This is a genomic window from Acetivibrio sp., from assembly GCF_035371925.1.
Lineage (GTDB): Bacteria > Bacillota > Clostridia > Acetivibrionales > Acetivibrionaceae > Hungateiclostridium.
The window spans coordinates 1-10,806 of the sequence record NZ_DAORXT010000094.1 but is presented as its reverse complement, the minus strand read 5'-3'; the positions used below and the strand labels follow the sequence as shown (position 1 = coordinate 10,806).

Annotated in this window: 9 protein-coding genes; 1 reads left to right on the top strand and 8 read right to left on the bottom strand. The window is 37.2% G+C overall.

The annotated features are described in order from the left end of the window. Nucleotides 1-217 precede the first annotated feature (217 nt). The gene (locus PLH43_RS11270) at nt 218-2,200 is read left to right on the top strand and encodes a cellulase family glycosylhydrolase (protein ID WP_324363139.1); all 1,983 of its coding nucleotides are present in this window, start codon (nt 218-220) and stop codon (nt 2,198-2,200) included. Nucleotides 2,201-2,318: 118 nt separating this feature from the next. On the opposite strand, the gene PLH43_RS11265 is transcribed toward PLH43_RS11270, so the two are convergent. From PLH43_RS11265 to PLH43_RS11230, 8 genes are all read right to left on the bottom strand, one after another. Next, nucleotides 2,319-3,164, bottom strand: coding sequence for a carbohydrate binding domain-containing protein (locus PLH43_RS11265; RefSeq protein WP_324363137.1), 846 nt, complete (start codon nt 3,162-3,164; stop codon nt 2,319-2,321). 47 nt (nt 3,165-3,211) lie between these two features. Then, nucleotides 3,212-4,501 carry an NAD(P)/FAD-dependent oxidoreductase gene (locus tag PLH43_RS11260; protein WP_324363135.1) on the bottom strand — a complete coding sequence of 430 codons (1,290 nt, stop codon included), beginning with the start codon at nt 4,499-4,501 and terminating at the stop codon, nt 3,212-3,214. A 40-nt stretch (nt 4,502-4,541) separates the two neighbouring features. Beyond that, on the bottom strand, nt 4,542-5,900 hold the full coding sequence (locus tag PLH43_RS11255) for a hypothetical protein (RefSeq protein WP_324363133.1): 1,359 nt from the start codon (nt 5,898-5,900) through the stop codon (nt 4,542-4,544). Between the two features lie 109 nt (nt 5,901-6,009). Further along, nucleotides 6,010-8,352: a hypothetical protein gene (locus tag PLH43_RS11250; RefSeq protein ID WP_324363132.1), complete on the bottom strand. Its 2,343-nt coding sequence runs from the start codon at nt 8,350-8,352 to the stop codon at nt 6,010-6,012. Between the two features lie 46 nt (nt 8,353-8,398). Continuing rightward, the gene (locus PLH43_RS11245; protein WP_324363130.1) at nt 8,399-8,917 is read right to left on the bottom strand and encodes a GtrA family protein; all 519 of its coding nucleotides are present in this window, start codon (nt 8,915-8,917) and stop codon (nt 8,399-8,401) included. A gap of 191 nt (nt 8,918-9,108) precedes the next feature. Next, the gene (locus PLH43_RS11240) at nt 9,109-9,579 is read right to left on the bottom strand and encodes a hypothetical protein (protein WP_324363128.1); all 471 of its coding nucleotides are present in this window, start codon (nt 9,577-9,579) and stop codon (nt 9,109-9,111) included. Between the two features lie 277 nt (nt 9,580-9,856). Then, nucleotides 9,857-10,285, bottom strand: coding sequence for a hypothetical protein (locus PLH43_RS11235; protein ID WP_324363126.1), 429 nt, complete (start codon nt 10,283-10,285; stop codon nt 9,857-9,859). 290 nt (nt 10,286-10,575) lie between these two features. Further along, entirely contained in the window at nt 10,576-10,746 is a 171-nt protein-coding gene (locus PLH43_RS11230; RefSeq protein WP_324363141.1) for a hypothetical protein, read from the bottom strand. Nucleotides 10,747-10,806 lie beyond the last annotated feature (60 nt).

Below are 10,806 nucleotides of genomic sequence, written 5' to 3'. Positions count from 1 at the left end.
CGAAATTTCCCATTCTTACCGAAATTATGTCACGCTCTCAACTGATATACAATTTAATTTGTATCTCTAACTTGTATAATATTGGACGCCTCCTTTTTCGTTTTGAAAGCACTGTATTTCTCCCCTACATTAATGATATAATTAAATTAGCACGTATATTTCTATTTACATAATTTTATTTTTCCATTACTTATGGAGTGGGGGAGGTTTAATTTTAATGAGACAAAGACATTTCAACCGAAACCTGTTGTCTGTATTAACAATTCTTGCCCTGATTACTTCTTGCCTTTTTGGTTTCATTCCCGTTAATGCAGATGACTCAGCTGATGAAACTTTTTTGGAAGGCCTGTCAATCCATTATATGGATGGCTCATTGGATGTAAAATATCAGAGTATGCGTCCTTACATAATTATTTACAACAACAGCGGTATGGATGTAGACATGGCCGACCTCAGAGTAAGGTACTATTACGAGAAAGAAGGTACTACTGAAGAAATCCTTACATCCTTTTATACTGCAATAGGAGCAAACAACATATTTGGAGAGTTCCATCCCGAGTTGGGATATGCGGAGATTGGCTTTACCAGCGGAGCCGGTGTTATAAAAGACGGTGGCAACAGCGGTCAAATGCAGCTGGTACTTAAAAAAATATCCAACGGTTATTATGACCAATCCAACGATTATTCTTATGACCCCAGCTTTACCGATTATGCCGAATACGATAAAATGACGCTCTACTACAAAGGTAAACTGGTATGGGGAAAAGAAGGGCCTCTGCCACCACCGGAACCGACACCACCGCCAAATGATGATGACTGGCTTCATGTGGAAGGAAACTTAATCAAAGACTCCAAAGGAAATACCGTTTACCTTACAGGCATAAACTGGTTCGGTTTCGAGACCGACGGAGCAAACGGTTTTTACGGTCTTAACAAATGCAATCTTGAAGACTCACTTGATTTAATGGCAAAATTAGGTTTTAACCTCCTTAGAATCCCCATCAGTACCGAACTTATTCTCGAATGGAAAAACGGCAAAAGAGTTGAGACTTCTTTCGTAAATACATATGAAAATCCACGTCTTGACGGTCTCGACAGCCTTGAAATACTGGACTATACAATAAAACATATGAAGAAAAACGGCATGAAGGTTATGTTTGACATGCACGGTGCCTCCAAGGATTCGTACCAGGACAACCTCTGGTACAACAAAGATGTGAGCTTCGAGGATTTTATCGAGGCCTGGAAATGGATTACCGAAAGGTACAAGGATGATGACACAGTTATTGCGATGGACCTAAAAAATGAGCCCCACGGAAAATACTCGGGACCTAATATCGCCAAATGGGATGATTCCGATGACCCGAACAATTGGAAGATGGCAGCCGAAATTATTGCCGAAGAAATACTTGCAATAAATCCAAACGTTTTGATTGTTGTAGAAGGTGTTGAGGCATACCCGATGGAAGGATATGATTACACCAACTGCGGTGAATTTACTACATACTGCAACTGGTGGGGCGGAAACTTGAGAGGAGTTGCCGACCACCCTGTCGTTATATCCGCTCCGGACAAGCTCGTATATTCCGTACATGATTACGGACCGGATATTTATATGCAGCCGTGGTTTAAAAAAGATTTTGACATCAACACCCTTTACGAGGAGTGTTGGTATCCCAACTGGTATTATATTGTAGACCAAAATATTGCACCCATGTTGATTGGAGAATGGGGCGGAAAGCTTATCAAAGATAGCAACCGCAAATGGCTTGAATGTCTGGGAACCTTTATTGCAGAGAAAAAACTCCATCATACTTTCTGGGCCTTTAATCCCAATTCTGCCGATACCGGCGGCCTAATGCTTGAAGATTGGAAAACAGTCGATGAAGAAAAATATGCAATAATCGAGCCAACTTTGTGGAAGAAAGGCCTTGACCACGTAATACCGCTGGGTGGAATTACCGATGAGACTTTCAAGTACGGCGACGTTAACGGTGACTTTAGCGTAAACTCCAGCGATCTTTCATTACTGAAACGTTATGTTCTCAAAAATATTACCGAGTTTCCCTATCCTCACGGATTAGAGGCTGCTGATTTGGATGGAGATAAAAAGATTACCTCCAGCGATGTTAACCTGTTAAAAAGATATATCCTTAGAATTATAGCTACCTTCCCCGTAGAAGAGAAGCCGGATGAATAAAATAAATGAGTTGGTGAACTCTATTTGATAATAAAAAGGCTGCAGAAATAGAATCCGCAGCCTTTTTATTCTTCATTAGCGTAAGCTTTTATATCAATCTGAATTTGGAATAAAGATTTTATTGTTCTTTTTCATTGTCTGTAGCGCCGTTGTCTGTTGATTCCTCGCTTGTTGTGGCATTATCTGTTGTATCCTTGCTTGTTGTTTCCTTATCTTCATTGGTATTTCTTGATTTTTGATTCTTTTCTCTGTAATAATAATAGGCTATCATCACTAAAACAATCAATGAAATTATGAACCAGATAACTGTGTATTTCCCCTGCGTATCTTCGGATGTTGATTTTTGGTCGCCGCCTGAAGAAGCATTTGAACCGTTGTCGGAATTTCCTACATCTGCATATTGCGCGCCTTCCGGTATGCTGTCTACTTCCTCCAGTGCTACGCTGTCAAACATCGCCTTTCCGGTATTCAAATTGCCGTATCCGCCCAATCCCAATGATACTTTTATTGTACTTGCATCTTGACCGGTCCTGATATACAACTCAGTATATTGCCATTCACTAACGGTACCCTTTATGTCTCTCGAATACGAGGTAGCTCCTTCCAAAGACAAGGTAGCTCCCAAAACATCCTGGCCCACATTTTCGGTTTTAACCCAGGCAGAAAACTTGTAACAAGCGTTCGGCTTGACTGACACCTGCTGAAGGTATCGCGCGTCTCTTGCTTCTTTATTCTCAATAGTTACATGGTACTGCCCATCGTGTGAACCTTCTTGTCCCACACCAAACAAAACAACATCCTCTTTGTAATCCCAAGCCCATGTTTCCCATCCAGTGGGTTTATTGTCGCTTATATCTTCAAAAGACGGGTTTTGCAACAAATTTTCTCCGGCAAAAGCCCACTGACAAGACATTATACCAAACAACAAAACAAATACTATACAGGCTGCCACCTTTTTTAACATTTCAATCTTCCCTCCAAATAATGTTTTTATATTTATGCTTCATTTTTTTATTTTATCATATTTGCCACTTGTTTTCCAAGCCTCACAGAATAATTCTGTCCTCTGTCTTCCGGATATATTTGAGCCATGGAAGCCAAATAGAGGTTTTCCACAGGAGTTTCAATTTCCGGTAAAATCTTTGAATACTGTTGTACTATAACCGGTTGGGCATAATCTGTCCTGCTGATATGCACCCGTTTTATCGTTGATTCATCCCAATTGGGAAACATAATTTTTAGGTATTTTATAAATTCTTTTTGAATCTCTTCGTCGCTTAGCGAATAAAACTCATTCTTTTTGTCCAAATACCTGGAAAGATAAATTACATGGGACTTATAGCCATGCTCGGTAACCAAGTTGGTATGTTCTATTAACAGCACAAACGGAAAATCCTTCTCTGCAATTGTAGTCCAATAGTAATCCGACAATCTCTCCGAAAGCTCCAAAACCATGCAGATATTAGCTTTGTACTTTACTTTCGAAAGCTTTTCACTGTACTCTTTCGGGAAAGGAACATTCATTTTACTAAGAATTTCCGGAGAAGTTGTAACAATAACCCTGTCAAAATTATATACTTTGCCGTTGCTATGAACATTCAAGGTTTTATCTTTTTGGGGTTCAATCCTGTCCACAGGACTTGAATAACGTATTTCTCCGCCGGCAGAGGTTATTCTTTCCGCCAATTTGTCATATATTATCCCAAAGCTGCCTTTCATATATCCCAACTGTTCCTTGTTAATATTTTTTCCCCTTGTCGAACCCCTAAGCTTGAATTTATTCCACAGCCAAGTGCCCGAAATTTTATCGGCATCATAGTCAAACTTTGAAACAAGCAACGGACCCCAAACTTTTTCATACACATTCTTGCCTGCATTTTTAATTATCCAGTCTTTGGAGCTCATGTTCTCCAGCTGATTCCAATCCTTTAAGAACTTTGCTTTAAATACAAGCAATCCCATTCTTATCCTGTCGATAAAAGGAAGCTCTCTAAAAAGCAACAAATCTACCGGAGAAGTAAAGGGATAAAGTTTACGGTTAATATATATGGAGTTCTTCGGTTCAAGCCACATAAGCTCGGAAGAAAGATTCATCTCTTCAATCAATTTAACTATTTCCACATCATTGGTAAATATATGGTGATAAAATACTTCCAACTTTTCGTCGCCAACGTCTATTGTTTTTACCAGTCCTCCATGCTGCTCCTCTTCCTCGAACACGGAAACATTATGCCCTTTTTTAACAAGCTCGTTTGCCGCCACTAGTCCTGTGACTCCTGCACCAACAATACATATATTCATAATCTCTTGACTCTCCTTTTTATTTCGCTAACAGACAACCCTAATTTTTAATCTTCTCCGGCGGTAAAATCTGTCTTACAATGAATCCTGCCGAGAATATCACCAATAAAACGGTTAGGAAAGCAAACGGCATGGCAACGGGGTCATAATTGTTCAGCCAGAAAACATTCTTCCATGACAAATCATATATGTACCAGTGATTGGCAGTAACACATACACTCAAAACTGCCAAAGGTATTGCCATCCACTTATTCCACAGAACGCTAATCGTAAGGAAAATTATAGCCGGAAGCAGATATCTTTCATGCATTTTAGTCATAAAGGTAAAAGCACTTGTCAAGATAAAATAAGATGCAAAATACATTGCAAAATCGCTTTTCCTGTTTTTGAGCAGATACACAAAAGTTATACCTATAGAAATTAAAAACAGTATAATTCCCCAAGCATTATAGGATAATATGAAGAATATATTTGAGTCCTCTACCGGTTGTCCGCCCAGCAACGTCCACAAGTTAAATGCATTGGCAGTAGCATAAGGATAATCTTGAACACTCGTCAGATACAAATTGGGCATCCAGCAAAAATAGTCAATGGTCTCGGCAATAAAATCTTTTACAACGGAAGTACTCTTTAGTTGCTCATAAAGGTCCATGTGATAATAGAAAGGATAAATAACGATAAAATAACACGAAAAACCTATGCAAAGAGCCACTAATGTTTCTTTGACACATTTTATAATCTTCTCTTTAGTAATAGCGGAAATGTCAAACAGGTCTTTATAGAATAGTATACCCAACGGCGTAAGCAGCGCGCTTTGAGGCTTCGTCAGAACAGCCAAAGAATACAATACCACCGCCGTCATTTTACGATTGACACTAAAGGCATATATCATGCCCACAAGCAAAGTCGCTGGTATCGAGTCAAATTGCCCCCAAATAGAGGAGTTGAAGAAAACCCCGGGGTTGAGTGCATAAGTCACTCCCAAAATAAAGCCAAGCCTCTCTTTTCCATATCTTTTTCCTATTTTGTAAATCAGATAAGCTCCTATCAGCTCGGAAGCAACAGCCCACAACTTTATCAAGAAAGCATGAGTTGTGGCACTAACAGAAAAAGTTTTAGCTATTATTCCCGTAATCCACAGCAGATACATGTATGCCGGTGCATATACAATGTGAAAAGTTTCATAAATACCTTTCGGACCCCATTCGGCCAGATACAAGCTCCAAGCCCTGTATCCTCCCATATCCACCTGATAACTTGGAATTGTGGTCAGAAGTAGTCTTATCAATACTATGGCTGCTCCGGCAATCAAAAGAACATTTTGAGGTACCGGTTTTCCCACATCAGGAATCCAACTCTTTTTCTTTTCACTCTTTGCATTAGTATTACCCATAGCCATAAACCCCACCTTGTATAATTAATTTTAATATAAGAATCCGGCAGTAAAAATCGCCTAAGCTTACAACCAAGCCAAATCCATATAATTTGCAAATAAAACTATAGCAAATCTAATTTACTTTGTAAATAGTAACATCCATACCGTCGTCATAAAAAAGCTCGAAGGTGTTTCTTATGAGATCTTCATTTATCCTATAACCTTTGGAATTTCTAAGTTGGTTGTCAATAACTATATAGCTTATATTGTTTTCTTCTACAAGTCTTCTAAGCGTACTTTCGTCAGTAGCTGTCAGAATTTTTTTCCTTGTGGTGTTTCGAGTATCCCAGTCGTATCCCGAATACATTGTAAAATACGCCCAACCGCAGAATATCTTTCTTCCTGCCAAAAGTATCGTATGAAGATGGTAATCATCTGTCAGGAAAATTTCATTTTCTCCGGTTTCGTTTTTTACTTTAACCAGCAAAGGATCATTACAACTGATTTGTACATAAGCGTTGTTGAGATTGCAAAGAGCTACAATATCAACAAAACCGGTAGCAGTAATTACTATGGAAATAAGCACCGCCATTAGAATAACAAAATGTCTTTTAAGTTTGAAAAGCGAGAATATAAATGCTGCAACAAAAATATTCAAAAGTATGGAACCTATAATCACATATTTGTGGTTTATATCGACACCCAAAGTTAGCTTTACGGTACTTGCAAAAATAATCGGAACAGTAAATGCCAGAATTAATGCCCTTGTGCCCCGCGGAACAGGAGAATTGTTATAAGAAATATATGCCAAACTTGTAACTATTATCAACAGCAAGGCAAACAACATCGACGAAATAAAAAGTTTTTCATTTAAGATTTTAAAATCACTTTCCAATTTATACTTTATAAACAAATAACCGATAATCTGCGTAGCTATTATAAACCCTGCATTTATATAATGTTTATACTTATTGCTTCTAGGAAGCAAGCATATACCTATAATGAAAGGAAAAATACCGAGAAGCTCGATAAAGAAAGCTGCAACATAAGGAATCAGCTTGAAGAAATGTTGCAGTGTACCCAAAAAACCATAGTTCATAAAGTACTGGCACAAATCCTGCTGCAATCCGTTGGTATTTGCCAAAAAGCCAATATAGATGGTGGGCGAAACCAGCGATTTGCCGCTTCTTACGAAAAATGCCGTCTGGCAATAAGCCAGTTCCACAGTGATTAATGCAATAATCAGATACTGGAGCCTGTGTTTTGAGAAAATAGCCATAACAAAAAGTACTAAAAGTGCCGCTATAACCACCGCTCCATTCCAAAAGCTTGTGAGTCCGAGAATGATTCCCATTATCACAGATGTCAGCATATTTTCCGGAATCCATGAGCTTTTGCTCGAAACAAACTCCTTGATATATTGCTTGCGAAAACTCTCGTTGCCTGGATTTTCATCGGATTCCTGTGACCTTCTCCGATAAAGCTCGCCAATACTTGTCATCATCTTAATAAACAAAGGAAGAACCACTATCAAAACAAGCATCATTATGCCTAATGCAAAACTCAAATGCCGTTGATTTACATAAACTTTCTGAGCATAGAGTCCCCACTCTTCATTTTGCGTATTACCGATATGTTCCATAAGCCCTCCGAGCCCGCTTAAGGCCTCCTTTACCGTGGTTTTTCCCGTTATGAACGTAAAGAAAGCAAAAGAACTTCTAAAGAAAAACAACACTCCCGTCATAACCCCGATTATTTTTTCACCGAGCAGTAATACAGCAAATGAATAAAGAAGCATCAAGAATGAAACAATTGCCAATATGGACGGAAGATTAAAAGCCCAGTCAAGCCTCAATCCCAGAAACTCCAGATTTCCCGCCAAAAACAAAAACATAAAGTGGTATCTCATATTGCCGTCTGCAAAATGAGGATATTCAGTGGGAAAGTTAAAACCGTAGGAAAAAGACCTAATTACTGCAAGATGGGGTGAAAAGTCGCTTGATACGGACCATGCAATCTTCATTATACCGTTTTCTATGTGAAAAGAATCAAACATAAGAAATGCCCACACACTAAAGAAAGCCAAAACATATATTATTTCAACAAAGTTATTTTCTAAAAATGAGCTTCTTTCTGCCTTGGGAGTTGTTGATTTGAATAGTGAGGAAACATTTTTCCCGTTTCGGACAAGGAAAAAGATAATAATAATCGAAAAAAGAGAGAAAGAAACTATATTGCCAAATAGCATCGGTTTGCCGGTCGACCTCAATAAATAGGCACTTATGTACGTGGTCCATGTAACTAAAAGCGTTCCCACCAAAAACGAAGCCGGAAGTGTTACCATCCACGCCGGCAGCTTTACTTGTTTTCCCGTTAATGACAAGGAGTTTGAAAAATCAAATATTGAAGGCAGCACTCGCTTTAAAATAACATAGCCGCTTAGCCATGCAACTGCAATATATAAAAGTCCAATCATTCAACCTACTCTCCTTACGAAAATTTGATATAATTAATTTTCTCCTTTACTTGTAAATAACCTTCTTGTAGATAATAAAATTCCAGCATACCACCAATCCCATTACAAGTACCTTGGAAACCGCAGGCATAATACCGATTTTATCGCTTAACAGATATAATAATGCACTGGTGGCAAACAAATTAAATATAAACAAGACAGCATACTGCCTTAATTGTTTGAAGATATTAACTTTCGATTTGAAAGACCAAATCCTGTTGACAAGAAAATTAAACCAAAAGACAACGACATAGGCAATCGCATTTGCAAACAAATAACTATATGTATCACCTTTTAAATCATAATTGACCAAGCTTTCTGCAATGCTCTTCGCAAAAGAATATCCAAAAGGAAAAAATCTTTTAAAAATATAATAATAAAACGTGAAAAACAAAGCATATTCAATTGCAAAACCTGTGAAGCCTGTAATCACATATCTCTTCATTTGAGAAAAGGCTTCAGGAGTCAATAGTTCTGAAAAAAACTTGTACTTTTTAAGCCTGTCCAGCAAATTGTTTATTAGCATAAGCTCCCCCAAAAGCTACAAAATATAACTCGTAGTATAACATAATCCGCTTTAGTTTAATTATAGCAACTTATAAATAATAAATCAAATTAAAAAATTCAACCAATATAAAGATTAATCCTTACCTTTTCATTTACAAGGAAAAATTCCAACAAAATCAACATTTACGAAAAATTATAGAATACTCTGTTTTATTTTTTGTATTCAAACACCGGTCTGTCGGAAACATATCTTTCACCGTCAAATTTAAATACATATACTTCATCAATGACTTTTGGAAAATCAAACCAAGCACAGTGAGCGCCAGCTTCATTTTCATTAATAGAATTATAATCGTCGATAAATGTACGAACGTTGAATTCAATATCGAGAATATTTGAAGCATCCGGATTCGGTTTAAAGTCAAATTCATTATACACGCTATATGCGCACTTGTTATTACTCCATGCCAAATACTCATCAAAAATTATGTCAAGTTTATCATTCTTATGTGAGTAAATAGTAACACTCCTGACATCCCATTTATGCTGATTTTTCTTTTCAACAAGAAGTTCATTTTTTCCATCCGATTCTATATCTATCAACTGGTAATCCAGCTCCCTTTCAACAACACTGTTTACAAGATTATATTTATTTTCTTCTGAAATAAATATAAGTAGCAAATCCGAGTAATCCCACGGTGATTCTGAATTTTTCTTATTTAAGTATATATTTTTTATATATTGCGCTATTTTGATGCTTGATTATTATACTATCAGCTCTGTCCTTTGCTGCACTATCAAGTGCAAGGTAAGAATAATCGCCTAGCAATGAATTTCCAAATTCATCATTATCAATACTTCGAAAAATACCATCTTTCCAAACAAAAACATCGCAAACGTTATAGCCAGAATGCATCCAACCCACAAGAATTCCATCAAGTCCTTCATCGCTTTGATTTTAGACAACAAGTCTATCAAGAGTTGCAGGATTATTATCCTCTTTTCGCATATCATCCGCCCATAATTTTTCCCATGTCTCATCACTTATAATGACAATGCCATGTTGTACATTTTCCTTTTCATTCCTGTAACACGCGATAATTTCACAGCGATTGTCTCCGTCCAGATCGGTCTTAATATATTTTTTCTCGGGCAAATTATCAGGGTATAGAATTTCGGATCCTTGAGGAAGATTTCTTAAAATATGCTCTATTATTTCATAATCTATAAATTCTCCATCATCCTGATTCATGCTTTCATCAAGCAGCCCGTCCGGTGCCTTGGAGTATCTTTGAGGTTTTTGCCAAAGCCCATAATTAACGCACCCCGGTATCAATATTAATAATAGAACTCCCGTTAAAAATAATAGAATTAACTTTACTTTCATAGATTTTGGCCCTCACAAACAGTGTTCTTGTCGAATTCAAAATTGCTTGTTATATTGTTCTCTACTATTGAGAGATTATTTTCTGTTTCTATAGCTACAACACTTTTTGGATTGTTATTTACTACTAAATAAAAAATAAGATTATAAGAAGTAATATTTATTTCTTATAATCTTATTTTAATATATAAAGTATTAAAAACGTTTTCTTTTACAGTTTCAAAAAGCCTTATGTATTTTTTCCCTAACTTCCGCACTAAAGGCTAATATCCTTCCTTTTAAAGCCCAAAGTTTTACTCTGCATCCAACGTACCAAGACAGCCTTCAGCAATATTTAGAGTACCTTCACACTTTATATCCTTGCCGCCTACACTTACTTTAACGTCTGCATTACTTATAGTAACGCTTCTTACACTGTCTATTGCATCATCTTTTGCCCTGATTTTTATCGTGCCTCCGGTTATATTTACTAATGCTCTCGAAAACTCGTATTGCTTTCGAGGTCTCTATTTCAGGAGCAAGCT

Excerpts from the sequence above, each read along its gene's own strand:
- PLH43_RS11270 (WP_324363139.1), top strand. The coding sequence starts at position 218 with ATGAGACAAAGACATTTCAACCGAAACCTGTTGTCTGTATTAACAATT.
- PLH43_RS11265 (WP_324363137.1), bottom strand. The coding sequence starts at position 3,164 with ATGTTAAAAAAGGTGGCAGCCTGTATAGTATTTGTTTTGTTGTTTGGT.
- PLH43_RS11260 (WP_324363135.1), bottom strand. The coding sequence starts at position 4,501 with ATGAATATATGTATTGTTGGTGCAGGAGTCACAGGACTAGTGGCGGCA.
- PLH43_RS11255 (WP_324363133.1), bottom strand. The coding sequence starts at position 5,900 with ATGGCTATGGGTAATACTAATGCAAAGAGTGAAAAGAAAAAGAGTTGG.
- PLH43_RS11250 (WP_324363132.1), bottom strand. The coding sequence starts at position 8,352 with ATGATTGGACTTTTATATATTGCAGTTGCATGGCTAAGCGGCTATGTT.
- PLH43_RS11245 (WP_324363130.1), bottom strand. The coding sequence starts at position 8,917 with ATGCTAATAAACAATTTGCTGGACAGGCTTAAAAAGTACAAGTTTTTT.
- PLH43_RS11235 (WP_324363126.1), bottom strand. The coding sequence starts at position 10,285 with ATGAAAGTAAAGTTAATTCTATTATTTTTAACGGGAGTTCTATTATTA.